Raw genomic sequence first — 25,939 nt, forward strand, 5'->3', positions numbered from 1 at the left:
AATCATGCTACGGCCGACGGCCTAGCACGTTGTATTTTTATACGAGACCGTTGGCATTAGTTATAAAAAATATGAAAGTCTATTTTATAGCTCTTTTGCAATTCTTTCTTTTATTCCCTTTGCAAAGGGATAGAATTAAAATGCCAAAGGAATTCGAAAAACCAGAAAAATGGTTGGAGGCTGACAAAAGAGCTAGTTTAGGATATTTCCAAAAACCAAACCCCGAATTACAAACAATGGATTTGGCGAAAGTAATTTCTATCGTCAATTCGGAACGCGATTTGAAAAAGCTATTTTTAGCAAGAGATTGGTGCAGAGAGAATTATCAATTATGCTTCCCGATACTGATAGAGAAGCTTACTGATACTACATATGTCGGTTTAACGAATTTTATTGACCTAATGGTGCCTGGAAGAAATGAGAAATCATGGATTTATGGCCACGGTGGGGTTGTGAATGAGGACATATACATTAGGGCTGGCAGGGCCTCATATATCCTGAACCAAATAACAGGTGAGGACTTTGCTGTAGTAAGGGTAAAAACAGATTACAATATACTAAAGCAATTTAAAAAGGCTTGGAATGCTTATGTAAAAGCATTAAAGAAAAAATAACATCTGCCAACATTGTTTAAAATTATGCACCGGCCGACGGCCTAGCACACTTTTTACACGAGTCCGCTATGCAATAGTAATCATGAAGGTTCCTAAAGGTTGTCTAATTCCCATAGTTGTATTGGAGGTGCTTTTTGGAGCCCTTTATATATCAGGCTTAAATACTGAATATTACTATGCAGAATTGTCTAGTGGCAAAGAGAATTTAGTTTTAGTTAATGATGAAAATTTTAAATTAACGTTTGCTTTAAGTATAGATAAGGATACAGAGAGCTCAAAAGCTGGTTTAATATTAGCTGGGTTTACCCTGACAAGTGTTAATAATGACGTCAGAATTGATACAGCAGAAATTATGACTTTTAATTCTATTGGAGAGCCTTTAGAATTAGATAGTGTTTATGCCATTGATGGATTTTATAGTTGGAAGGAAGAGATGAATTATAAATCAAAATCTTTTCCCTTGCTTCCAGATAAATTCAAGACAGTCAGTAAAAGTATTGAAGCTTACTTTGTTTACAGTTGGCGCTTCAAGATAAACAAAATACATGTCGACACTGTGCAGGTAAAGGTTAATACCACAGTTAAATCTAAGAACAGAACTTATAGGATTGAAGAGACTTATCCCTTTGAATTGAAGTCAAGGATTTATTTTAGAAGTCCAATAAGAGCACATTAAAAACTACAGCATAGAACATTGTATAAACATCAGCTCCGCCGACGGCTGTCGCCGTCGTTTATACTAAGCGTTGATAATAATAAGCAAGTATGAAAAGAAGCCATCCATTCCTATTCATGTTAGCGATCATATTTGTGTTTAGCTCTTGTGATGGGCAGCTTACCTCCATCGACAGGGTTAGCTTTGACAACTTCTTCCCCAAGCCCAATAAAGATCTGTCTAAAATTATTGGAAACACTTTACTCTTGAAAAGCGGGTCAGATACAATATATCTTTCTATATCATCAGACAAGGATATAAATCTTATAACTGAGACGCTATCTGGCGACACTGTCTTCTACGGCAAAGTGAATAAGTTCAGGGGGTTGTACTACTTTAGTCAAGCTGTGAACGACACCTCTTATCTGATTCATGCTGTTAAAATTTCAGATAATTTAATCTATGGACTTACATCTGTTTTTCAGCAAACAGCTCTTATCGATGATGAAATAAGAAAAGGGAAGTTTCCCAAACTTGTAAAGTACATCCCCACGGACAGCAGCATTTTTATGCTAAGAACTGATAAGAGAGAGATGAGAAAGTTATATAGCAGCATAATAGGCACGATAAAACCTGACACAGTACTTCAGGATCAGCAAAAAGGAGGAGTTGAATTAGATGCAGTTGCTGCTAAAGAACAGATCATGGATGCGGAAGAATCAGAGCTCTTCTTCAAGGTATACCCAAACCCTGTCTCAGACTTTGTGAATGTAATGCTGCAAGAGCAAAACATAAATTACCAGCTTATTGACTTAAATGGAAAGACAATGGCTACAGGAATATTAAGCAAACAGACAAACAGAATTAGCACAGCAACGCTGACGAATGGCATCTACATATTAAACCTTACAGGTGCAGGTGGTAAAACAAAAGAATCTGTTAGAATAGTAAAGAATTAGTATTGTTAACCACACCTTTACCATAGCTACGCAATGGCAAAGCCAATCCGTTGGCAGAAATTTTAAATATGAACTTGAATATTGCATGCGGTATAAAATGGTTGAAATAATAGGTAGTTATAGATTTCTGATTATTGTAGCAACCTTGTTAATTACTACGTTGATAATCGAGTCTCCTTTTACATTTCGACATACAGAAGAACCACCTACACTTTTATATTTCGCAATATTATTTATTACTACAATTGTTTACCTTATCCCATCCGACAAATTAATAACTGCAGAAAAATTAATATTAAGTCTGTTTATCGTAAGCTTATCGATGCTTGGAGGATTATGGTTTACAAATTTTACTTTGGGAGCTCTCTATGGTTACGACGATTATTTTGGTTATCTTGAGTCGCCCGACCTTTTAGAAAGCTTTACATTTTATTTTACTTCTTCTTTATTAAGCATTGGGGCATTCTCAATTATCCTAAAATAGGAAACAAGCAATTAAAAAAACTTCTGCCAACAACGTGTGAACCTCACCTCGGCCGACGGCTTTGCACGCCTCATGCACGAGGCCGTTGGCACCAATTAAAAATTATGAAATGAAGTCTATTATTAGATTAATCTTCTTAAGCATAATTTGCACTTCTTGTATGTTTAAGGTTCCGTCCGATTTAAAGCAAAATTTTAAATATTGCTTTAATGGGGGAAACACTGGCTTGGACTCATTGATAAATTTACAGGGTTATTATACAATGGGATATATAAGTGGTAATTATCCCTATATTAAAAACAAAAATTATTATTCGAATAACATTTCTAAACGTCAATTTGATTACAATACCATCGAAAATATTGATACATTAGATATTCATTTAATGTTTTTTAAAGATGGCACCTTCCTATATAATTTTTTTTCAGGAAATCGTCAAAAGAGCATTTCTGAATATTTCAAATGGATTGTAGAAGCTGCCGATGAAAGAGAAAAGAATAGATTTTACAAAGGTTACCGTTGGGGTAGCTATATTGTATCTAATGATACTATTAAGGCTCAATGGTTCAATATACCAGGAAGTTTAAATGATTCTTGGTATAGTGGAGAAGTCTGGTTTCAAATACTCTCCAAAAATGAGTTGCAGGAAATAAATCATCCAAAAAGTATGGAGCAAAAAGAAAAAGCGAAAAAGGGAGGAATTGCTAGATTCAATTCACTTCCAGCCAGATTTACTCCAGTAGAAATATTACCCAATCCTGATGCCAAAATCAAAGAAGAGGAATGGTTTTGGTGCAAACCTACCAAAATATAATAAAATAACAGGTGCTAATCACACCTATACGGCAGCTAGGTCGCTGCATAGCCAAGTACTTGGGCAATATTGAAAAGAATTATGAAAAGCATTTTACCCCTTCTTGTATCTATTATTCTAATTGCTTCATGTTCTACCCAGAAAGAGCAGATAAACCTATTGCCAATGTATGGGCATGCGAAGAAGAAACCATATCAGTTGGAGGCTGATAAAGCTTTCCTTGAAAGGGTGGATAAAGAATTCAGTAATAGAAAAGAAGCATCTGAGCATTATTCAGAGCTTGCTTGGGGCTATTATGAAAAAGGCGATTTGGCGACTGCCATGAGGCGCTTTAATCAGGCATGGCTTCTTGACAGCCTTAACTGCCAACCTTATTGGGGATTCGGAAACATATATGGAATACAGGGTAAAGTTGAGGAGTCAATAGATTTCCTTAAAAAGGCAATGGAGCTAAACTGTACAAACCCAGGTATTCTTGAAGCCTTCACCTCCAATTGGCTTGAACTGTACGTAAGACGCAAGGACAACCAATACTTAGATAATGCAGAGAAGTCAATCAGTGAAAGTTTGAAATCAGACCCAACTAACGCCCGGATACTCTATCAGAAGGCTGAATACTTTTACCATCGGGAAAATTTCGACTCTGCATATGTGTATGCTGACAAAGCTATAAAAATTGACTCTTCTTCTGTTTCTTCTGAATTCATGCAAATTTTAAAGACTAAGAAGAAATAAAAGGTTTATTGGTAGTTAAAGTTAAGAAAAACATTGGCTAACGGCCTAGTGTAAAAGGCATCTTCGGCCGACGACCTTCGCCGCCGTTTACACTAGCGTTAGCCAAAACTGAAAAATGAAAAATTGGGAGAATATAAAAGACCATATGATTCGCCGCCTCCAAGGTCATATAAGGCTTGGCTTAACGACCTTGGACTGAACTGCGTTGGCAACTGCCCACCCGATGATGAGGTGTTTACTTTCGACGATTTCAGTTCAATACCAGAAGTAAAACTCTATAAAATCAAAGAAACTGACCTTTACGAATTCTGGAGACAATACGGTGATGTGTGGGGTGAAAGAAGGACTGTTGAGGAATGGCTTAACGACTTAGAACTTGAAATAATTGACCCGACAGAGGAAGAGTTAAAGGAATTAAATCTTTACCTGGGCTATGATGAATTTATGGATTGGGGAGCCGGGATTATTACAGGAAAAATGAAAAACCAGATTTCAATCTTATAGATTTCCTCTCAAACCTCTTTAAAAAGAAGTGAGGCAGAACTAAAAAGAAAACCTACCCCTAACACTGTTTAAACGCCAGCATCGGCCGACGGCCTCGTCCGCCGTTTAGCCAAGACATTGTACTTCACAAAAAACAACAAAATGATAGAAGGATTGCCTAACTGGGTTAATGTGTTGTTTCTGCTAACAGTGGTAGCAACAGTTGTGTTGTTCTATTATGCAAATGGTAAAAGAACAAAACTGCTTTTTGGTTTTATACTTTGGAGCGTCTTGCAATCTGTTTTAGCCATTAATGGTTTCTATCAAATCACTGACACGCTTCCTCCTAGATTTATTTTGGTGTTATTACCAGCCGCCATCATGATGGTGATAGGGCTTTTGCCTAAGTACCGTACTAAGCTGTTAAAAAATAGAAATAGAACCCTAAGCACTTTACTTCATACGGTAAGAGTACCAGTAGAAGTCGTTCTATTTTACCTCTTCATATATGGAATGGTACCAGAACTCATGACTTTTGAAGGAAGGAATTTTGATATAGCAGCTGGGTTAACAGCACCAATTGTAGGAGTTTTGATTTTTACAAAAAGAGCTAGTAACAAAATGCTGATTGCCTGGAATGCTTTTGCCTTATGCTTAGTACTTTTTATTCTATTCAATGGAATATTGTCATCAGAATTGCCTTTTCAGCAATTTGGTTTCGAGCAACCCAATAGAGCCATTAACTATTTCCCGTTCATCCTCCTTCCAGCTGTTGTGGTGCCTACTGTTGTTTATACCCATTTATCTGATTTGATAGCACTTTTAAGTGAAAGAACAACAGTTAACCACAAGGCACAGATTCTAAATTCTGCTACGCCTCGGTCATAGTCTGTTCTAATCCTGGCAACCTTTGCAAAACATGATTCGACCAACCCTCATCTTTATCATTTTAGCTTTTACTCTTTCCACCCTAACAGTACAGGCAGACAGTTGGGTTGACCCTAACTGGAAAGAAATGATTGACAGTTCAGATGTTATTGCTCTGGTGGAATATACCTCAAATGGAGACTTCAGAGCCAAGGCAAAACCTATAACTATTTATAAGGGCCAACTAAGCTCAGGGGAGATTTGGATTTCAGGTTTCAGTAACCGTTATGGGCCCATAGACAAAATGAGCATTGGTGATAAGTACATTGTATTTCTCAACTACAATAAACCCACTGACAGATCACTAGAATATTGGCAAGAACAAATAAAGGAAGAACCTGAATTGACTGCTTATTATGAAGCACTAAAAGCAGGAAACGCCTACTATGTTTGGTCACCAACGTCAGGAGACTTAAAGGTGGAAGGAGGCAAAGTACAGTACGACTTGCTCCAAACCTCATATTACAACAACCAGGAATTTTATCCACTTGCTGAATTCGAAGACTTTTTAAAGGCCACTACTAAGAAAAAGAGCGCAAAATTTCATAAAGAGATTTTAAAGAAAGTAAACGTTGATGCTACTAAAGACAATTCAGCACAGCATTTAATGATGCTGCACCTAACGTCATTCAAAACTTATCACCCAATCTTCCAGGTCATTGCAGACGAACAAAAACCAGAAGCATGCTACGCGCTGGCTCAGTTGCTTGGTGCTATAAAGGGTGAAAAATCACGAAACATACTCGTACAGCTTCTCCATAATAAGAACAGCATTGTTCAAGGAGAAGTGGTTAGACAACTTTCAAACCAAGACCCTTCCTTCATAGGGCCTATTCTTCTTGCTCATTTAGATTCAGCAGGTGAAGGCGGCATTTATCCTTCAAACCTGATGGATCCTGTCATGAACAGAGTAGATGGTGGTAAAATTGAAATTATAAAGACACTTGGTAAACTTAAATATAAACCAGCCGCTAAAGCATTATTGCCTTTACTTGAAACAGAAGATGCCCACCTTTTTGAATTAGTCGTCAACGTACTTATTGAATTAGGTAATAAAGACTTTGTCCCCTACATCAATGACCATCTAAAGAAAAGAACACCCTCTCTCCTATTTAAAATATGTCAACTAATTACTGACCATAACCTAACAGCATGTAAGCCGGCCTTAATGGAGTTCATTTCTAATCATAACCGGAATGACCACCCTAGCTATGAATACTCTATTTCATCTTTTATGGGCTTGGCTCACTTTGATGATCAAGAAACAAGAGACTTTCTGTTGAAAGACTTCGAAAATCTTCTGACTAACCAGGAAATAGAAAGTGGTAAACTAAATGATTGGATTAGAGAATACATTGAGACATTCAAAGACTTAAAAAGCACCGAAGCGAGACCCCTCATTTATAAATCCCTTTTTAAATGGTTTGGGTTTAACTATGACTTTGCACTACATCCTGAGTTATTCGAGATAAAAAGGAAGATTGAAAACTCAATAAGTCAAAAAGCCCAAGCTATCTTAAGCGGAAATGGAGTAGAGGAAATACAAACCATTGTTTTCATAAACAATACAGAAGAATTCGGCAAAAACTTCTCTCCCTCCTACTACCCTATTATTTTGATCAAACTAGATCGTACCGAACTGAACCCAGAAGGTAACAATGAAATATGGGCCGTACTTAAAAATGTACAGGAGAAATTAAGTAAGGAGTTAACTATTCCTATGGAGCAGATAAGTTCCAAGAGCGGTTCTTATATTCATAACCTTGATGACAGATTTGAGGGTCAAATAGACTGGTCTCCAATGAACATGTTCTACCAGTACGCCAAGGAGTTGCCGAACGAGAATGATCTACTGTTCTTGAAATCTCTAAAACAAAGTGGTTTCGCAAAGGACGACTTTGATAAAAAACAACTGGACAGGGCAATCAAAGAAATAGAAGTAAAACTTAAAAAATAAAAGTATAGGCTGGTAACAAAACCCAGAACATAAGACAGACTCCACCCTTCGTAAGTTTTAAGCCCGTATGGTTATCATAAATTTAAAAAATGGTTCCACAGTACATTATAGTTACAAAGGCAACTGTTTTAGACCTATTTTCATAAAATCAGGGCAAAAACAGTAGATAAATGCAAAGCAACTTAACTTACTAATATCATCTAATGTGTACTCCTCACATATATGGTAGATTACTAACTCTCCTTTAAATTGAAGCCGAAGAATTAACGTAAGCCGAGGCCTTCGCCGCCGTGAGTATGAATGCGCTGGTTTAAACTTTAAAAAATGATGAGGCTATTAGTACTAATATTTATTTCTCTATTAAGCCATGAAGCAGAGATACCCAAGGTAAAGACCAGGGTAATAAAGAATTTTTTCGTGGAAAACGGGAAGAAGAACCTTACTGCTGTTACGAAAGAGAAATACAACAGAAACGGGGATCTGGAGTATTATAGTATCTATAAATCCACTAATAAAAGATTTACGGAAGTATTCTTCATCAACAGCTACGACTCATTGAACAGAAGAATTAACATCAAGGAATTTGCCGTTGAAAATAAAGATACCGTTAGGAAAACAAACAGAATAATTAAATATTACCCTAACCATACTGTAGAAAAAGTCTATGGCGGGAACGGCGAACTTCTGTCCAGAGTAGAAAAGCTATTCTCTGATTCCACCTCTCTACTGATCGCTAAAATCAGCTTTTCATTAGTACCTATAGAACCTTTCAATTCAGAATGGATGGAAAGTGAAAAATACTACTATGATTCCTCCAGAAGGCTTATTAGAATTTCCCGAATACGTACATTAGGCGCAGACGGCAGAGAGCTGAAATACGAATACACCGACGAAGCGACAACCATCTGTAAGCAGTATAACAACAACGGAAAGCCGGAAGTAGTGACAACCACAGTAAAGGAACCCAGACAAAAATTAGAGTTAACCGAAGTCTATTCTGATACCGATACCACCAAAGCCGGAACCAGAACAACCTATAACGCCTACGGATTAATTGAATCTTCTCATAATTACCCAGACCAGAACCAAGGTTTTCATGCAGAATATTCTTACCTATACTTTAAATAAGGTTTTTTATGGATATGAGGTTATATGCAGGCTTCAATGCTGAAATCAACTACAGCAGAATCTAGATTTTCAGCCGGAATTGTCAGCTCCCGTTCTGAAGCTCCTCATCTTATCATCCACAAACCTGCTGTACCAATTCATTATAGTAGGAACAATTACAATAGGCTTTAAGCACATGGGGGAATTCGGAAGGGTACTTTTCTCAAAGAACTTCCCCTTGTAGTTTGATAGTAGGTTCAATTTTTCCAGCGTTTGATACTGTAGGCGTGCAACAATAATCTAAACTACCACAGAGAAAAAAGACATTATGAAATTAGGTGCATTTTCAATTAGTCTCAGTGTCAAGAATCTGGAGACATCACAGCAATTTTATGAGAACCTCGGATTCAAGGTTTCTGCTGGAAGTATGGAGCAGAATTACCTCATCATGAAAAATGGAAATGCTCTTGTGGGTCTGTTCCAGGGCATGTTTGAAGGAAACATTTTAACATTTAATCCAGGTTGGGATGAAAATGCCAAAAACACTGAAGAGTTTGATGATGTAAGAGATATTCAGCGGCAATTGAAAAAGAACGGAGTAGAATTATTGAGCGAAGCTGATATTGAAACCTCTGGACCTGACAGTTTCATGTTAACTGACCCAGACGGAAATGTTATTTTAATTGACCAACATCGGTAAGCATTACACAAACCAAACACCCTGCTGCCCCAACTATAATAATAGCAGTAACTTTAATTCCGGAGGTAAGTTGGCTAAGGGAGAAATTTACCTGTATAGCTTGTTGCTAAAAGGAAAGACTTTGTCAAAGCTTCACCTGTTTCAAATAGGAAAAGCAAAAGCTGGCAATACATTAGAAGTTTCCACAATTTCATTTATTCACAATATTTTATTAATTCAATCGCCCAACCACTAAATAGGATTCAACAGGCTTGACTCTTAATTAAACCACAAGTGAAAATATTAGTGTAAAATATTTTACTACCATTTTTCTGCTAAAATTTTATTCAATCATTGTTTGTCTCCCTCGGATAACCCATTCGGCATTTGGCTATCTCTCAACCTTACTACAAACGCATGGGTGTTACACCCCAATTCTATAAAATAAAATTTAGCTTTTCGCTGCATTGAAAAATGGTTTGAAGACGAAGAAAAGACCATGTATGCGTAACGTGCAAGGGCTTCGTAGTTTCTCTTTCTGTAATAGTTTAATGCGTCTGCACTCATACTTTGAGCAATTTCAGCCACACCATACCTTCTAAGTACACTTTCAGGAGGATGCCCTATCCTATCTTCTTCTTGCAATTGATTGGCAAAAGCATTCGCAGTATGCATGGTAGTTGTATCGAGCTTGACCACCACATCTACTCCTGCTTCTTTGCTCCTTTGCTCTTTCAGTACTTTAATGTACGCCTTATTGAGTTTAATTAGTTCTTCTTTGGAACAGGTATCGCATAAATTATCTTGGCTATTGATACCAATGTAAGAATTTTAAAGGGTAGAATACATTTAAACCTGACCATCTTTCAATTTCAAACTTTAGAATTCAATTTGTTAATCGACATACAGATGGCACCCAATCAATAATTCCTATAAATAAAAAAAGCCTCTTAAATGAGGGGCTTAGTCTTTGAAGGATATACAAATGCAAATAATCTATTGGCCCCTAAGCTCTTTGTTCTCCAATTCAAGTTGGGTTATACGCTGGTAGCTTTTAGCCAAGGTTTTTCTGGCAGCCAGCCTTATCTCTATTTCATCAACTACAATGGATGCCAGGTCTTCCAGCATCTGCATCTGCTCCCTGCTCAGGTAGCGTTGCTTTTTGTCTATGACACAGAAGGTTCCGAGATTATACCCCTCTTTTGTAGTAAGGGGCGCAGCAGCATAGAAGCGTAACCCGAACTCTCCGCAGACCAGTGGGTTCGTAAGGCAACGTGGGTCTTCTATTGCGTTCTCCACGAGATAGACCTCGTTAGAAAGGATGGCTGAGGCACATAGCCCTGGCTCTCGGTCAATCTGCTCCACCCCATCAATCCCGAACTTTGACTTGAACCATATCCTGTCATTGTCCACCAGACTGATGATGGCGATTGGCATGTTGAACATCTTGGAGGCCAATGCCGTGATGCGGTCAAACGCTCCGTCTGGAGGAGTGTCCAGTATTTCATACCGCCTAAGTGCGTCAAGCCTCTTTACCTCGTCTACTACCACTTTCATAAAGTTACTATAAAAATTCACAGGGCTTAGTAAAATTAACCTTTTTTACATAGAAAACCCATCTAAACTACAAATTTATCTCTTAGTAAAACTGCTATCTACAGTACAATGAGCAGACTTAAAGTAAATTAATCTTTCTTTATTAGAAATGTGCCAATTAGGCCAGAAGTCATATCGGCAGTACAAATATAAATTTGCTTTTCAGTAATGGCAATAATGAGGTGAATCTGGCTAACTAATATTTCAACACCAATTTACCCATGATTTTAGAACCACCAGTTTTTACCTTAAATCGTCTCAAGCCAGAATCTCCAATAAATCTCCATGGGAGAGTGGCTTCGGGAAATAGGAAATAGAAGTAATTTCATCAAACCATTCCATTTTCAAATACCTAAACCTCCTGCCTGTTCAAAGTTTAGATAGCCTTGGTAAATTAGGTTGACAAGAATAAGTAGTATCTATATACCGTGTGAGGCTGGAAGGTTCAAGTCAAGTGAGCATAGGTGTTAGCCTGTGTTCACTTGACTTACTTAGCTCTGACGTAACCGTATTCAAGGATGCCAGAGACAAACAGTGCCTTGTGACGAACCCTATGGTCACATGTGAACGGATTACAGTTTTACGGTGCCGCACCCTTGACCACGTCAAGAGGGTGCAACATCGGGGCTTTATGCATCGTGGATAAGGAACCGAGGGAGTTCACCGAATCAGACCAGAAGACGCTCGCAAGCCTCGCATCTTTCGTGATGGCAGAGATAGAGAATAATGCGTAGCTAGTCTTTCCTATACGGTTAATCTTCTATGGACAGAAGCCAAGCCTCCGCATCCGCCTCCTCCTTGAAAGTCCTTATCTCAAACTCTCCGTCAATCTTCTGAACCAGGGATTCTATGGTCATGGAGGCGTAGATGCTGGAAGGTACCACCTGAGCCAGAAAGCGGAGGCCGCCTTCTTTCATTTTGGGCGTCCACTCGTTCTGCGCCCAACCCAGAGCCATATCCCATGACCCTACCACCTCCTTGTTGCTGTTGAGCAGTTTGGCGTATGGCCTATCCGCCATCATCTCAAGGAATTTATAACCGCCCTCCATCACGGTCTCCACGGACTGCGCACCGAACCACCGTGCCTTTACAATGTCTCCGCCATGCACCCTCTCAGCCTCGAAGAACACGTCTCCGAACACTTTCTTCAACTTAACCTTCTGTTCCATATTTGACATTCTTTATTGAGGCCAGACGTTTAATTGCTCGCTTGCTGCTGGAGGAGCCAAGCTTTGGCATCCACCATGTTTTGGAAAACCCTCACCTCGAAAGCCCTTATCGAAGAGAAAAAATCGGAGGCGGTGGCCTCAGCGAACGACTCAGGGGTGGTTATGAGTGCGAAATACTGAACCCCAGACTCAGCTGCCCTTGGACTCCATTCATTCACGACCCAGTCAAGTGAGTGGTCCCACCCGCCTACCACATTACTGGTGTCGTTCAGCACGCATGAGTAACCAGATTCTTTCACGGCCTGTGTGTATGCCAATGCGCCAGACTTTATGTTGTCTTCCGTAAGATAGCCGAACCAGTCCGTATGGACCCACCTGTTCCTGTCGTCAACCGTGACGGTCAGAAATACCTTCCCGAAAACGTTCTTGTAATCACGTGTCATACTATGGCTCTATGGCAGTTTGCTCCAAACGCAAATATAACCAGAGCCTGCTTACGGTATATAGCGTAATAGGGATAAAATAAACTACGAATAAGATTTAAATCTTTAGTTTGGGCTTAGCCCCGTTGCCTCCTTCTTTGGAAATCTCCTGCTCGCTCTCTTTCACACCAAGGCAGTTACCTATTGGTTTGAGGCGCATAAATGGGTGTTGGCCTTAGCGACACAACGGATGGAGAAGAAGCGAAATGTCTGGCTAATGCATACAGCATTCATATTGCCGAATGATAAAAACCGTATTTACCCGAGCAAAACAGGTATTTATGCCCTGTACGAAATTACTTTAAAGGCGTAAAAATGGGCATGGCTTTCTTCTTTGACTACATCAAGAGGTTGGAAATCTCACAGTTAAACAAAGACCAGGCGAAACAGTGTCTTTTCTATATCAACTGCTTTGGACTGGAAAATGACAGGATTAAGGACGAATCATTTCCTATACGTGAGCAGGTTATAAAAAGACTCGAGCAACTCTACGAAGAAGACAACCAAACCCAATAATGTCGGGCGGCCTTGTTTGGCTTAGTACTGAACCTACTTGGCGACATCTAAACCTTCAGTCACCAGTTCTACCAGGTTTCTCAAAGCGGTACGCCCTATTTTCCCTTCACTGCAACAAGCAAGGGTATAAGTAACGAATTGGTTGGGCAAGGTGGACTATACGACCTTGCATTTCCCGAAGCTTGAGATATAGAAGCAAACTCTAACTTACGTAGGTTCACATTCCAAGATTCTGATTAGGCATGGCTCAGTCAGGGGCTTTGCCAAGAAAGTCACCCCGAAATTCTCCAAATCCTTCACCATCACATTATAGGTTGTCTTATTGCTATTGAGAACGACCTTGGTTTTAGTGAAGTCCACCATGCCCTGGCCAGCAAGCATCCTTGCAAATGTAAGGCCGTCCATTACTGGCATCTCAACGTCCGTGATGATGATATGGGGGAGGTTGTTGCTGAGCATGTCCATTTGCAGTAATCTCATTGCCTCCGCCCCGTTTGCAGCGGCCACAATTTCCGCTTCCCCGAGAAGTTTCTTAATCTTGCGCCTCATTATAAATAAATAGGTGCTGTCATCATCGACCAGCAGTATCCTTTTGGTAGCCGCCATTCATTTCCCAAACAGACCAAAGCTGTCTTTTCGATAAAACACATTTAATAGTATGGACAAGGTTCATGGATATACATTATGCCGCACACCATAAGTTCCTTTTTTTACTGTAGAAACGCCTGAAGGTAGCTTGAAATGCTATAAACCCAAGGGTATGGAATTCATTTTGCACTTGCCAGCCCACACTGCGAATCCTGTCCAGCCGATTGTCTTATACGGCTTTTATTTATTGGCAGCCACCCAATCTGGGCGGGTAGGCTCTAAGGGGGCCTGAAGAAATATCCGTATTAGCTATTACCTGAAGTACACCCTGAAGGTGGAGCCTTCGCCCAACGTACTATCCACCTCAATCTTCCCACCCATTTCCTCGACCATGTTCTTGACTATGAAGAGGCCAACACCTCTCCCTTCCACATCTTCCCGAAGCCTGGTGTATCGGTTGAAAATCAATTCTATTTTGTCTTGCTCTATCCCAATTCCATTGTCGCTGACGGAAAGCATGGTGAAGCCTTCGGATATCTCCGTCTTGATGCGTATCAGCGGTGACCTGTCTGGCGATTTGTACTTGATGGCGTTACTGAGAAGGTTGAAGACAATGCTCCTGACGTTCTTCCTGGGAAGGTGTATCTCCGATTTGTTTATCTCGGTTCCGAACACTGCGCCAGAAGCATCTATTTTGTCCTTTAGGGCGAGCAGGGAATCCTCTATCAGATTCTCGAAATTCACCCGCTCAGAGGCGTTGTCGAAGTCTCGGTCGGTTTCCTCCACCTCAGTCAGTTCCGCTATGGTTTTATCGAGATACTCTACCGACTTTCCCAACAGAACCAGAACCTGCTCTTTATCTTCCTGACTGGTGGATTTTTCCGTCAGTATATTTATCAGGCTACCCATGTTGCTGAGTGGCCCCCTCAAATCATGCGAGATGGTATACATGGCGTTACGATACCTCTTGTTAAGCTGCTCATACCCCTTCAGGGTCAGGATGCGGTCATTGATGTCTATGAAAGTGATAATGACACCGTTTGCCCTGTTCTCTTTTCTTATGATGTAGGGAAGGATGTTCATCTGGTACCACAGCTTGTCAGTGGTCTGAATCTCTTTTTCCAGACCAAGTTTGCTGTCAATCACCTCATGTATATTGTCTAAAATGGTGGGGAATCGGATGTTGTTTGCTACATCTTCTATATGCTTGCCGAGGTCACTGCTCGAGAGGCTGAACTGCGTCATGGCCGCAGGCGTGAACTTGCGCAGTATCATGTCGGCATCCACGAAAAGTTGAGGTATGATGGTGTTATTGAAGTAGTTCTCTAACTCTTCGTTTAGCTCAATAAGCTTTTCAATTTCGTTATTTCTTCCAGATGCTGTACCCATGAGCAGGATTCGTATAAATTAATTTTTTAAAGTTCATCAATTTTTAACAATTGAATCCTACATATATCTAAAGGACTTTGTTCACCTATGCTTTTCTCAACAATGAAATAACTCATTTATGTGCAAAAATGAGCTTATATTTTAAGAAAAGAAGGGGTTTCTACCATGTAAAGGCAATCAAACAGTTTATGCTTCATTCATTAGACCGAATTACATTTATTGTCCTTGCTAAGCTAATTTGGCATTGCTACATTATTGAACCGTAACACAAGTACATGGATGCTATACCCCGACCATATGAAATACAAATTGGCATTCCTACCCCACCTGAAGTTTGACGGGTTCAGGTGAGGCAGGAATATACCATCAAAGCGTACCTTGAAAGTATTTCGTTATGCCTCCTAAGCGATAGTCTCACGTATCTGGTCACAGACATTGACATTCCTGAAACTCCAAATATATCAAGGACACCCTCAGGTGGAAACCAACCCTATAGTGATAGTTTATCTATATGTAGGCATGCATCCATGAGTAATGGCCTGTACCTTGGCTATTACATTTAATATTAATTTTTTTGTAAACTTGACTTAGATATGATTCCCTAAAGGCCAATCGATTTATGTTTGGATGCTTTCCGCACTTAAGATTATTTGCCTGACTTCAACCTTTTGATGTGAGCTTTCATTTCTGCAATTCCCTTTTCTTGTGCCTTAATTATTTCCTCTTTCATTTTCCTTACCTCTGGGTCTTTTATATCTGCCCTTTCACTTGCGAGAATAGCTATCGAATGGTGCGGAATCATAGCTTTCATGTACAGCACATCACCAATTGGGGTTTGAGTCCTTGCCAAAGCTAAAGCACCTATAAACAACAACAGACTACCCAGAACAATAGCTATGTTCTTGTTCTTGTACATGTCCTTCATGAAGAAAAACATTATCACTGCCATTGCGGCAATACCTAAGCAAGCCATGTAAAACCATGTGAGACTGAAGGAAACATGGTCTATCTCGTAAGTGTTAAGGTACATTGTTATTGTACATTGCGATAAAGGAGCAAAGTAACATCAATACGAATTTCGTGTAGTTACTCTTACCTCCTTTGTGATGAGCCATTCCGTAGTTATTCTCCATTTCGTCTTTTATAAGGTTGTTGTGCTTATTTCACTTTCTATGCAGACAATTTCTGTATATACATAGACATACGATTATCTGTACTATTAGATAGTGCAACGTCTACTTTAATAGCAGGTCTAAGGAATAATCTTAAGAACATTATTTAGGCGTACAATACAAGAGCTTCGAAATTTCTAAGTCCATAGAATTTCACTGCGTCTTCACTCATACCTTTGGGAATTTCTGCCACACCACACTTTCTAAGGACACTAACAGGTGGATAGCTTATCCTGTCTCCTGCTTTTAACTCATAGGCAACAACAGCAGCAAACAGCTTAGACTTCCCTGTGAATTAGGTGTTCATATAACGAAGAAACACGGTATTTCGGGTTCAAATACGTATTTTCTTACATCCAGACAGTCCATTGGAAACTAAGAATCAATTCTTTATGTATTATTGAAATCTATCAAATAGGAATACCATGGTCCACCTCAGCGAGAAAGTACTGTCGTTTGTGAAAGGCGGCTATTTGCTGACTGACATACCTAAAATTGGGTCTACCTCAATCTCCATTCATCAAATTTGCAATGAGTTCACCGTTTTAACAACCTATGAGGAGCCACATATAGACAGGTACGTTTACTACTTCAGGAACGTCCAAAACCCTTACACCATCCTGAAGGTTGACTACAACCATGGTGTGTTAAAATCAATACTTGCCCCAGCTCATTTCTTTGAAGATGATTTCTTAGCCTATAATTGACAGGCAAGTTCTCGCTCAAACTTTCGTATCACAGCGTTTGACAACCAGCATTAGCAGGTGTTTCAGAATTAGGACAGGGAGCCAAATAAGGTTTGTTACTTTCTGAAGTACACCTTGAAGGTGGTTCCCTCACCCTCGGTGCTTTCCACTTGAATTTCCCCCCCCATGCCTTCCACCATGTTCTTGACTATGAATAACCCTATACCTGACCCCTCGATATCGTCTCTTAATCTGGTAAAACGGTCGAAAATCACCGACCTCTTATCATCTTCCATACCCATTCCGTTATCTTTCACTGTGAGCAAAATAGACTCTCCAACCTCCTCCGTTTTGATTTGGATTTCTGGTGACCTATCTGACGATTTATATTTGATAGCATTGCTGATAAGGTTGTAAATGATGCTTCTGATGTTCCTGCGGGAGAAACTAATCTCTGTTACATTTAGCTCACTGGTAATATTCGCTTTAGTTTCAGTTATCTTGTCTTTGAGTGATAGCTTTGCATCCTCTATCACATTGCCGAAGTTTACCCGCTCTGGTTCCTGGTCGAAACCTCTGTCATTCCCACCTATGTCCACAAGGTCGTCCACCGTCTCCTTTAGTTTTGATACTGCTAAGGTTAACATCTCTTCAACTTCTTTTATCACGGCCCCGTCACCGTTTGCTTCCCCGAGAATACTCACCAAACCCTCCATATTGGAAATGGGGCCTTTAATATCATGGTACAGTGCATGAATGACAACTTCATGGTTCCTGTTTAGCTTCTCATAGCTCTTTAGTGTCTGTATGCGGTCATTGATGTCAATGAAGGTGATGATAACACCATTGGTTCTGTTCTCTCTCCTGATTATATAGGGAAGGATGTTCATCTGGTACCATACTCGGTCGGTTGTCTGTATTTCCTTTTCCAGACTCACATTGCTTTCGATTACCTCATGTATGTTTTCAATGATAGTAGGGAACCTTATGTTATTGGAAACATCATCAATGTGCTTACCTAAGTCGCCTTCGGATAATTTGAAATGAGTCATGGCGGCAGGGGTGAACTTGCGGAGCTTCATGTCAGCATCCACGAAAAGCTGAGGAATGATGGTGTTGTTGAAGTAGTTCTCCAATTCCTCATTCAACTCAATCAGCTTCCCAATTTTATCTGCATTTCCAGGTGCCTTTCCCATGAGTATAAGTGTTTAAGAATATTGATTATTCCAAAGTAGTTACATAAATCTATGTGAATTTGTTTTACATTGATTACCCTCATAGGCCAGTTTAAAATTATTCGTAACCAGAGTAAAGACGAAAGGCAAGAAAAAGTATCATAGTTTAGGTAAGTTTTCTGGTAACTTGCATTCACATATTACAGAATGGAACCATGTGCGGAAGATACTCAGTATTATTCTGGAAGAAACGGTAGACAGGTCAAAGCACAGCACGATATTAAAAGTACATCAGCTTCTTATAGAAAATTTCGGCAGGAATAAGATAAAGGGGCGATCCAGGGTATTTATAGTGCCTGGCAGTTGAAACGGGATTTCAAGTCGCCCAACATACCACCAGTATAAGTAATTTGCGGATTGTATTTGTTTAATGAAATCAATTTTCAACTGCGGATTCTATTAGTTCAAAAACCTCCAAGTAGGATTTCTTCACAGAAAATATTTCAGCCATCTCTTTGTTAATTTTTGATGTATTATTTTCATTCAATCCCGATAGATATTTCTCCGTAACCTGCAATCCACCTACGTGACCTAAGGATTTACAATGTCATATACATCTACTCCATTCATAAGCATCAAGCTTGCGTATGAATGCCGACTAAGATGCGATTTCAATGTAATTTTCAACCCTGCCTTCTTTTGAAGCAACTTCAGATGCCTATCATAAACTAGTGACTTATTCTTCATCTTCTTATACTGGGCTTCTGTAACCTTAGAAAAGTCATTATTTTTAATATTCCTGAAATCAAAATCTCGCAAAAAGTCAAAAATAAATATTTCTCCATTCTTTGGTAGCATTGAAAACTGCATGATTTGCTCCTTATAGTTCTCAAATAAATGACTTTGGACACTCTCTACTTCTTTAGCTAAATCAAGTGAAATCGTCTCATTAACTATGGAATCAAAACCACCTCTGACACCTCTACTTTTTAAAACTTCTATTTTATAGTTATTTAGTCTCACCAATTCTTTTTCAATACCTTTTATAGTTCGCAAAGACTTAATACTTATCCTTTCAGCAAGTTTTTTAAATTCACAAATTAAAATATTTCATACAATATCATTTATATAAACACTAATGAAAGTGCCTGTCTTAAACCTTTTATATTCACTGTGATTACTCTTTATCATATTTCAGCGAAGCAACTGCAAGTCAGAAACCCGTATGCACTGTAAGAAAAGTTGTGCAAGAAATTTATTTCTAGTATCCCATATTTGCTCTCCCTCAAGAAGATAAAGTTTAAATATCTTAGATATTTCATCCTCACCCAATGCTACCTTGTTTACTTTAGTATTTTTAAATTCAAAGGAAGTAAACGGGTGGCGGAGAAAATCATAGAAGTTTTCACCTATCGCTTTGTCAAGCACTTGCCTTGTCAGCTTCAGGTAATGATTAGCTGAATTGGTTGACATTTTTAACAAGAAAAATCTATTAAGGTCATAAATGTATTTAGTATCCATATCACTAAACAAAATATTCACCTGTTTCCTATCCCTTTATAAAGGCTATTAACTTGTTTAAAACAGTTTGATACTTAATGCGGCTTCCATGATAGATTACTCTTGGTAAATACTCATTTTCGAAATAAGACAAAAATGACTCCTTACTTTTAAGTGTTGCCTTAAAACCTTCCTTGTCTGATAGGTTCTCAAAATCTTTAATCCGAGCGGATACTTCCTTATTTATTTCTACGTAATCTACCGCATCGGTTTTTCTGACTGTGCCAGACTTCTTATTCCACAGCTTAACAGGCAATTTGATTTTAAGTGAGTAATAAGTAGACTTTGACTCCACTGTTTTCCTAATAGCGTTTGTACCAACGCTATCCGTAGAATATTTTACCCGAAGCACTGCCTTGTAAGAAGTAGCATTATCATTACCTTTACTCTGAGTTTGTTGTAAGTTAATCAGTAAATAGTGACTTTGTATTTGGTGTAAAATAAAGTGTAAAATATTCTTTCAATTTTCAAGGCAAACCAAGAAGCACCAAATAAAGACAAAGCACTGATTATCAACAATAAACAAGACCCCTAGTTCAACGGTTAGAATAGCCCTTTCTATAACTTTTAAGAAGGTGTTTTAGGTGTGTTTTTGTGAAAACACACCTAAAACACCTTCTTAGCTTTTGATAGCTTCATTTCTTTGGTGTGCCCGGTGCAGTTCAATGTTTTGCCTGATAAGCTCGCGGCGGGCGTTCACCAATTGGTTATTTACCCGGCTCAGCTCTTCCAGTAATTCTATATGCTGCACATCGGGTTCCCATATTTTGGAAGGTTCTATCTGACCATTTACTATCTGAAAAGTGTCTGACTGAGCTACAGAGGCGGTAGACAAGAAAAGCCAAATTTCATCTGTAGTAAAAGTAGCTCCTAAGGTAAAAGCTTGGTCTTGCGGATAGTTTTTCAAGAAAATATCACCCATCAGCGCAGACTCCTGCGGGAACAGCTTCCACCACTGTCGTACTGTTTCAAGGCAGTCTGGCTCCAGTAAATCCGTGAACTGTTGGTCCAGCGCCAGGTTCGCTACATCAGGAAAATCTGTTTTCACCACCTCTACCACTTTTCCCGCCAAATTGCAGCGCCAAATAATTCCTTTTGTCTTTTTCTCCATTATTACTTCTTTACTTCTCCTGCGCCAAAAGATTCTGCGCCACTTGTAAGGCTTCCTGTGCATTGGTGCCGTAGCCATTGGCGCCTACTTCTTTCCAAAGGTTCTTCTCTGTATTAAACGGATAACCGCCCACTAGTATTTTTACCTGCTCCAGTCCCTTAGTTTCTTTTATGGCCTTTATGGTATCTTTCACGGCGGGCACATGAAAAGTCATGGTAGCAGAAAGCAGTACCAAATCTGGTTTTTGATCACGTATGGCACTTATGATAGCCGTTACCGGTACATTAGCCCCTAAATAATAGGTATCCCAGCCCTCCATTTCAAAAAAGTCACAAACCATACGCACCCCCAACTCATGCATATCGCCGGAAACACAGGTAGCAATCAGTTTTTGTCCGTTCCGCTCCGTCCCGAAAATGAGTGGGTAGAGCTGTGACATAATACTTTGAGTGATGGCCGTGCAGAAGTGCTCCTGAGCCACGCTTATTTTGTTTGTTTGCCACAGGCGACCAATCTTATGCTGTACCGGTTGAAAAACCTTCAGGTATATTTCCTTCACGGTCACGCCCTGGTTTACTTGCTCCAAAATAAGTTCTGTGGCGGCGGCCCGTTGCCCGGATAATAATAACTCCAGATACTGTTGGGCAACAGGTTCTAAGGGAGCCTCTGTCGTGACATACCTTATGTTATTGTTTTGTTCAAGCAGTTGCAACGCACCATTCAGGTGGTTGGCTACCCGCACGTATTGGTCAATGGGCAGGTTTTGGGCAACGGCCTCTTTCAAGGCAATGAGGTTAGCATGAAAATCCTGCACCGGCAACTGGCGGGTGGCCAACACCTGCTGTGCCCACAACACGTAATCGCTGAACAAGGCATCACTGTCACAGGCTACCGCTTCTATGAGGTAAGAAAGGTGGTAGCTGGTGTCTTGCAGGCACTTTTCTTTTCCTGCATCACGATAACGTTTTGCCAAATCCGGATTCTGATGAAACACCATTTTTGTGGCGCTTTCAGCCAATTTAGGAGACATGCGTTTTAACATGGCGGCCGTTTGTTTACTGGTGTCAGCCATGCTTTTCACTTAGTCTGCTATATGTTCAAAAAAACGCACTTTGGCAGAACGAGGCACCAGCTTCAATCCTTTAGGTATACCACTATGAGATTCATGGTACAAATGGCTGTGGTGCCACACTTTATAACTCTCCTCATCGGTCCACTGGGTAATAAGCCAGATTTCCTGCGGATTGTCAGTAGGCGAAATCACCTGCATCTTAATAAAGCCAGGAGCTTCGTTTACTAATTTAGGTCGGTTAAGAAAAGCTTCCTTAACGGCCTCCGCCATATCGTTGGCTATGGTAAATGTACTTAGGGCAATGAACATATAAGTGCATATAATGAAAAAACCGCCACCAGATGGACTTTAAAACATTTGATAAACATCAATATTTTGTTCTTCCGTCCAGCAAAGAGGGGTTTACCTAAAGCCAAGTTATCTTTCTTAAAGAGAAGCGCCAAGAAATTTCTGTCATTTATCAAGTAAATCTTTTCTCCTATATTTAATAAACTACAATACCTCAACAACTTACCTGTCCATTCATTTATTTAATCTGATTTTGAATTTTTAATTAAGAATTGATTGAACTGTTTTTCGCCTGTTTTACAAAAAGTAAGCTAAAAACGCCTTGGTCATAGGGTTGTAGCTGGTCTTTCTTTTATTTGGATCGAAGAATTACCCTGCCCGGAAAGCTTTAAAAAGTTGAGCAAGAATTACCCTTCTACAGGATTACCTCTGGCTGATGTCCCTCTTCAAATGAACTCAACCGTTCAGGCTGATTTCTATAAAAATATAATGACATACCTGCTTTATTAGAAGCCGCCTTTTCTTTATCTTGTATCAATTTATACCCAAAGCAAATTTCTTAGTATCAAAGGCTAACTCTCTTACCAATATTACCATGTACCAGCTATCGATGCTCCTTTTTTTACTACTTTCTTTTGTGGGTGTGGCACCAGAGAGAACCTATAAAGATTTAGTGGGCAAATGGGAAGGGGAAGACGGGAATGGCTTTCATACGGTTTTGCAGTTTATTGATAACCAGAAAGTAATTTTCACCGTGGAAGGTGAAGAAATGCCCGCCGCCACTTACAAAGCCGATTTCAGGAAAAACCCCATTTGGCTGGATATCATCAACGTGGTGGAAGATGAAGAAGAAATTCTGGAGGGTATTATTCAGTTTCAGGACAGAAACACCATCAAATACCAGGTTTTTCCGGACGGTGACGGTCCGAGAAAATTTGACACCTCAGACCCGGAGACAATTGTAGTGCTTAAAAGAAAAGGATAACCCTTTTGCTATATTTGTACAGCTGTACTTAAAACAATTGGCAGCTATTGTGCTTTATTTGTTTATTTGATTACCTCCTTCCACCCTTATTATCTGATTATCATTATTTGAACCAGCCTTTATGTCGCTTTTCAGCAGATGGGTTACATATTTTTTAGTACTGGTTTCAAGCGTGATGCCATTGTGCAGTTTCGGGTATTCTAACGGTGGTACCCCTATTAAAAGTGAGAAGCCACAGCCTGCCACTTCTTCCCTGCCTGACCCTTTTGACACTGCTTTCTTTCCTGAGATGTTGGCCGGTGACGATTCTTTGTCTTGTGTAGTGCCTTTTATTAGGGCAGGTAATTTAATTCTAATTAAAGCCACCGCTGACACAACCGAAGGTAATTTCATACTAGACACGGGTGCTCAGAACCTGGTATTGAATATTACTTATTTTCGTGACTACCCCACCATCCGGAACTCCACTGCTGAACGCACCAGCGTGAATGGCTCCTCAGCCTCAGTGGTGAAAACCATGGTAAAAAAACTAACCGTAGGAGATTTAATTTACCAGCGAAGCAGGGCTGACCTGATCAACCTGGGGCACATTGAAAATAGCAAAGGATTAAAGATTCTGGGCTTACTGGGCATGGACCTGTTCCGGCAATGCGAGATGATCATTGACTATGAGAAAAGCTTAATTTACTTCCACAGAGTGGGCAGAAAAGAATTTAAGACCTACCGTAACCGCTTATTAGAAGACACCTCGGCGCTGGCCAGCACCATTCCCTTTGAATTGATGGACAACCGCATAGTGGTGCGGAGCGAATTAGTGGGCAAAAAAGTGGATTTCATTATTGACAGCGGCGCCGAGACAAACCTGCTGGACAGCCGCCTACCTAATAAAATATTTGAGAATGTAACCATCACCGGAAGAGTGATGTTAGCCGGTACAGATAGCCGTAAAACAGAAGCTCTTCGGGGGAATTTACGGAACATTGTGTTCGGTACTTTGTCAATTGACCATTTACCGGTATTGGTAACCAACCTGGAGAAAACCTGTTTTTCTTATAACGGCTGTATAAACGGAGTGCTAGGCTTTGATTTTCTGACGGTGAACAGCAAAAAGATCGGGTTTAATTTTGTGAGACGAGAAATGTATATATTCAAATGAGGCAGCCCCTGAAAAATTTATTTGGTGTGGCGCGCTTCACTTTGGCCACCCTGTTGCTTTTTCTACTGATAACGGTAGGTGTCAGCGCACAAACACATGTCAAAAAATACACCGTTAAAAACGGCAAAATGTTTATTGAGCTCAGCAAAGATCTTACTGCCGCCGCGGTAGACAGCTTTATTGTTCAGTTTGATTTAAAAGATCTGGGGCTGAAGCATCTTTTCAAAAACCAATCACCTGATTCTCTTCAGCAACAAGGCTGGCAATTAGAGAAAAACACACCCGGCTTATATGTCATCAGTAAGCCGCTTATGGGTCTGGAGCATCTGGAGAACCCCGCTGAGAAAATAATGCTCACCGGCAAACAACCCGATTTTGAGAACTTCTTCCCGGCAGTGAATAGCAATGTACGGTTTGGGTACAACCGCTTTAAAAACAAGGCTCCTTTTGCGGTACAAGACTCTACCGTTACTTTTTACCTGCGCAATTATACCAAAGCCAACCAGGTGAAACTGGCAGGTAGCTTCAATAACTGGTCGCCTACTGCACAAAGCATGATTAAAACCGATAGTGGTTGGGTGGCACAGGTAAAACTAAAGCCGGGCAAGTACTGGTATAAATTTGTGGTAGATCACCAATGGGTGTTAGACGGTGACAACCAGATCAAAGAAAACGATGGCAGGGGCAATACAAACTCGGTTTTCTTTGTGCCCAACACGTTGTTCTCTTTACCCGGCTTTACCCAGGCTAAACGGGTGTACCTGGCGGGCAGCTTTAACAACTGGCGCGAAAAAGAGCTGTTGATGCAAAAGAAATCTGACGGCTGGGCTTTGCCCCTGTACCTGGCTGAAGGTACCCACACGTATAAATTCATAGCCGACGGGAACTGGCACCACGACAGAAACAATAAAGACAGCTACCCCGACGAATTTGGAGGAGTTAATTCAGTTAAAAGATTTGGCACCCCACAGATTTTCAGGCTTAACGGCTTTCCTAATGCCCGCACAGTCATTTTAGCTGGCTCGTTCAACAATTGGAGAGAAGATGAACTGTACCTGACCAATACCGCTACGGGTTGGGAAATACCTTATACCTTAGGCCCCGGTAACTATGAATACAAATTTAAAGTGGATGGGCAGTGGGTAAAAGACCCATTGAACCCGCTAACGGTAGAAAACTTCAACGGCAGCGGCAACTCCTACTTGATCATTCAGCCCAATTATACCTTCCGCCTGAAAGGGCACGGCAAAGCACGATCTGTTTATTTGGCCGGCGACTTCAACGGGTGGAGCCCTACTGCCTTGCCCATGAAGAAAGAAGGCGACGACTGGGTTTTCAGCGTGCACCTGCCCTTAGGCAAGAACCGTTATAAATTTGTGGTGGACGGAGAATGGATTATTGACCCCTCTAATAAATTGTGGGAACAGAACGAGCACCATACCGGCAACTCTATCCTCTGGATTGAATAATTTTTTCTGAAAGCAATTACCTGTTTTAGGCCTGCTTTTGAAAAAGCAGGCCTAAAACAGACTTTTTGAAACTTCCTGATTAGCGATTGATCAAAAAAACTGTTCATTTCT

29 protein-coding genes are annotated in these 25,939 nt (G+C 40.1%); 15 read left to right on the forward strand and 14 right to left on the reverse strand.

The window, feature by feature from the left end:
* The 10 genes from A8O23_RS18090 to A8O23_RS18140 form a co-directional block, all read left to right on the forward strand.
* The coding region (locus A8O23_RS18090; RefSeq protein ID WP_204377719.1) for a hypothetical protein at positions 1 to 614 on the forward strand (614 nt) is incomplete at its 5' end.
* A gap of 82 nt (positions 615 to 696) precedes the next feature.
* Entirely contained in the window at positions 697 to 1,290 is a 594-nt protein-coding gene (locus A8O23_RS18095) for a hypothetical protein (RefSeq protein WP_066624481.1), read from the forward strand.
* 89 nt (positions 1,291 to 1,379) lie between these two features.
* Positions 1,380 to 2,228 carry a T9SS type A sorting domain-containing protein gene (locus A8O23_RS18100; protein WP_066624483.1) on the forward strand — a complete coding sequence of 283 codons (849 nt, stop codon included), beginning with the start codon at positions 1,380 to 1,382 and terminating at the stop codon, positions 2,226 to 2,228.
* A 644-nt stretch (positions 2,229 to 2,872) separates the two neighbouring features.
* Positions 2,873 to 3,526: a hypothetical protein gene (locus A8O23_RS18110; protein WP_066624488.1), complete on the forward strand. Its 654-nt coding sequence runs from the start codon at positions 2,873 to 2,875 to the stop codon at positions 3,524 to 3,526.
* Positions 3,527 to 3,607: 81 nt separating this feature from the next.
* A complete protein-coding gene (locus tag A8O23_RS18115) occupies positions 3,608 to 4,261 on the forward strand; it encodes a tetratricopeptide repeat protein (protein WP_066624489.1) in 654 nt (217 codons plus the stop codon).
* Between the two features lie 123 nt (positions 4,262 to 4,384).
* Entirely contained in the window at positions 4,385 to 4,765 is a 381-nt protein-coding gene (locus tag A8O23_RS18120) for a hypothetical protein (RefSeq protein WP_066624490.1), read from the forward strand.
* 141 nt (positions 4,766 to 4,906) lie between these two features.
* Positions 4,907 to 5,632, forward strand: coding sequence for a hypothetical protein (locus tag A8O23_RS18125; protein WP_066624493.1), 726 nt, complete (start codon positions 4,907 to 4,909; stop codon positions 5,630 to 5,632).
* Between the two features lie 31 nt (positions 5,633 to 5,663).
* Positions 5,664 to 7,628, forward strand: a complete 1,965-nt coding sequence (locus tag A8O23_RS18130) for a HEAT repeat domain-containing protein (protein WP_066624496.1) — start codon at positions 5,664 to 5,666, stop codon at positions 7,626 to 7,628.
* Between the two features lie 417 nt (positions 7,629 to 8,045).
* A complete protein-coding gene (locus tag A8O23_RS18135) occupies positions 8,046 to 8,756 on the forward strand; it encodes a hypothetical protein (RefSeq protein WP_066624499.1) in 711 nt (236 codons plus the stop codon).
* A gap of 307 nt (positions 8,757 to 9,063) precedes the next feature.
* Positions 9,064 to 9,435, forward strand: coding sequence for a VOC family protein (locus tag A8O23_RS18140; RefSeq protein ID WP_066624507.1), 372 nt, complete (start codon positions 9,064 to 9,066; stop codon positions 9,433 to 9,435).
* Positions 9,436 to 9,765: 330 nt separating this feature from the next.
* On the opposite strand, the gene A8O23_RS18145 is transcribed toward A8O23_RS18140, so the two are convergent.
* Positions 9,766 to 10,089, reverse strand: coding sequence for a hypothetical protein (locus A8O23_RS18145; RefSeq protein ID WP_153042270.1), 324 nt, complete (start codon positions 10,087 to 10,089; stop codon positions 9,766 to 9,768).
* A gap of 321 nt (positions 10,090 to 10,410) precedes the next feature.
* On the reverse strand, positions 10,411 to 10,971 hold the full coding sequence (locus A8O23_RS18150) for a GAF domain-containing protein (protein ID WP_066624510.1): 561 nt from the start codon (positions 10,969 to 10,971) through the stop codon (positions 10,411 to 10,413).
* A gap of 602 nt (positions 10,972 to 11,573) precedes the next feature.
* Here A8O23_RS18150 and A8O23_RS22110 point away from each other — a divergent pair.
* Entirely contained in the window at positions 11,574 to 11,744 is a 171-nt protein-coding gene (locus tag A8O23_RS22110) for a GAF domain-containing protein (RefSeq protein ID WP_377132096.1), read from the forward strand.
* A gap of 18 nt (positions 11,745 to 11,762) precedes the next feature.
* Here the strand turns inward: A8O23_RS22110 and A8O23_RS18155 are convergent, their stop codons facing one another.
* From A8O23_RS18155 to A8O23_RS18180, 5 genes are all read right to left on the reverse strand, one after another.
* Entirely contained in the window at positions 11,763 to 12,179 is a 417-nt protein-coding gene (locus tag A8O23_RS18155) for a hypothetical protein (RefSeq protein WP_066624512.1), read from the reverse strand.
* 29 nt (positions 12,180 to 12,208) lie between these two features.
* Positions 12,209 to 12,496 (reverse strand): hypothetical protein, encoded by a 288-nt coding sequence (locus A8O23_RS18160; RefSeq protein WP_239693443.1) that lies wholly within the window; start codon positions 12,494 to 12,496, stop codon positions 12,209 to 12,211.
* Positions 12,497 to 13,384: 888 nt separating this feature from the next.
* Positions 13,385 to 13,783: a response regulator gene (locus A8O23_RS18170; RefSeq protein ID WP_066624520.1), complete on the reverse strand. Its 399-nt coding sequence runs from the start codon at positions 13,781 to 13,783 to the stop codon at positions 13,385 to 13,387.
* A gap of 294 nt (positions 13,784 to 14,077) precedes the next feature.
* On the reverse strand, positions 14,078 to 15,154 hold the full coding sequence (locus A8O23_RS18175; protein WP_066624531.1) for a sensor histidine kinase: 1,077 nt from the start codon (positions 15,152 to 15,154) through the stop codon (positions 14,078 to 14,080).
* Between the two features lie 646 nt (positions 15,155 to 15,800).
* On the reverse strand, positions 15,801 to 16,184 hold the full coding sequence (locus A8O23_RS18180; RefSeq protein WP_153042271.1) for a DUF305 domain-containing protein: 384 nt from the start codon (positions 16,182 to 16,184) through the stop codon (positions 15,801 to 15,803).
* Positions 16,185 to 16,751: 567 nt separating this feature from the next.
* Between A8O23_RS18180 and A8O23_RS18185 the strand changes: the two genes are divergently transcribed.
* The gene (locus tag A8O23_RS18185; protein WP_066624533.1) at positions 16,752 to 17,033 is read left to right on the forward strand and encodes a hypothetical protein; all 282 of its coding nucleotides are present in this window, start codon (positions 16,752 to 16,754) and stop codon (positions 17,031 to 17,033) included.
* A 95-nt stretch (positions 17,034 to 17,128) separates the two neighbouring features.
* Here A8O23_RS18185 and A8O23_RS18190 read toward each other — a convergent pair whose 3' ends face one another.
* The 7 genes from A8O23_RS18190 to A8O23_RS18220 all read right to left on the reverse strand — a co-directional run bounded on the left by A8O23_RS18190 (position 17,129) and on the right by A8O23_RS18220 (position 22,239).
* On the reverse strand, positions 17,129 to 18,208 hold the full coding sequence (locus A8O23_RS18190; protein WP_066624536.1) for a sensor histidine kinase: 1,080 nt from the start codon (positions 18,206 to 18,208) through the stop codon (positions 17,129 to 17,131).
* A 570-nt stretch (positions 18,209 to 18,778) separates the two neighbouring features.
* Entirely contained in the window at positions 18,779 to 19,243 is a 465-nt protein-coding gene (locus A8O23_RS18195) for a site-specific integrase (RefSeq protein WP_153042272.1), read from the reverse strand.
* Positions 19,244 to 19,381: 138 nt separating this feature from the next.
* Positions 19,382 to 19,708 carry a hypothetical protein gene (locus A8O23_RS18200; RefSeq protein ID WP_066624539.1) on the reverse strand — a complete coding sequence of 109 codons (327 nt, stop codon included), beginning with the start codon at positions 19,706 to 19,708 and terminating at the stop codon, positions 19,382 to 19,384.
* Positions 19,709 to 19,736: 28 nt separating this feature from the next.
* Positions 19,737 to 20,099 (reverse strand): hypothetical protein, encoded by a 363-nt coding sequence (locus A8O23_RS22115; protein WP_066624540.1) that lies wholly within the window; start codon positions 20,097 to 20,099, stop codon positions 19,737 to 19,739.
* A 267-nt stretch (positions 20,100 to 20,366) separates the two neighbouring features.
* Complete coding sequence (locus tag A8O23_RS18210) at positions 20,367 to 20,858, reverse strand: hypothetical protein (protein ID WP_066624548.1); 492 nt, start codon at positions 20,856 to 20,858, stop codon at positions 20,367 to 20,369.
* A 10-nt stretch (positions 20,859 to 20,868) separates the two neighbouring features.
* Entirely contained in the window at positions 20,869 to 21,930 is a 1,062-nt protein-coding gene (locus A8O23_RS18215; protein WP_066624697.1) for a cobalamin B12-binding domain-containing protein, read from the reverse strand.
* A gap of 9 nt (positions 21,931 to 21,939) precedes the next feature.
* Positions 21,940 to 22,239: an antibiotic biosynthesis monooxygenase family protein gene (locus tag A8O23_RS18220; RefSeq protein ID WP_066624550.1), complete on the reverse strand. Its 300-nt coding sequence runs from the start codon at positions 22,237 to 22,239 to the stop codon at positions 21,940 to 21,942.
* Between the two features lie 574 nt (positions 22,240 to 22,813).
* Here A8O23_RS18220 and A8O23_RS18225 point away from each other — a divergent pair.
* From A8O23_RS18225 to A8O23_RS18235, 3 genes are all read left to right on the forward strand, one after another.
* On the forward strand, positions 22,814 to 23,203 hold the full coding sequence (locus A8O23_RS18225) for a hypothetical protein (RefSeq protein ID WP_153042273.1): 390 nt from the start codon (positions 22,814 to 22,816) through the stop codon (positions 23,201 to 23,203).
* A gap of 175 nt (positions 23,204 to 23,378) precedes the next feature.
* Entirely contained in the window at positions 23,379 to 24,359 is a 981-nt protein-coding gene (locus tag A8O23_RS18230; protein ID WP_239693447.1) for an aspartyl protease family protein, read from the forward strand.
* A gap of 26 nt (positions 24,360 to 24,385) precedes the next feature.
* Positions 24,386 to 25,828, forward strand: a complete 1,443-nt coding sequence (locus A8O23_RS18235; protein WP_161486766.1) for a glycogen-binding domain-containing protein — start codon at positions 24,386 to 24,388, stop codon at positions 25,826 to 25,828.
* The last annotated feature ends 111 nt before the right edge of the window (positions 25,829 to 25,939 follow it).

Source organism: Rufibacter roseus (assembly GCF_001647285.1).
Lineage (GTDB): Bacteria > Bacteroidota > Bacteroidia > Cytophagales > Hymenobacteraceae > Nibribacter > Nibribacter roseus.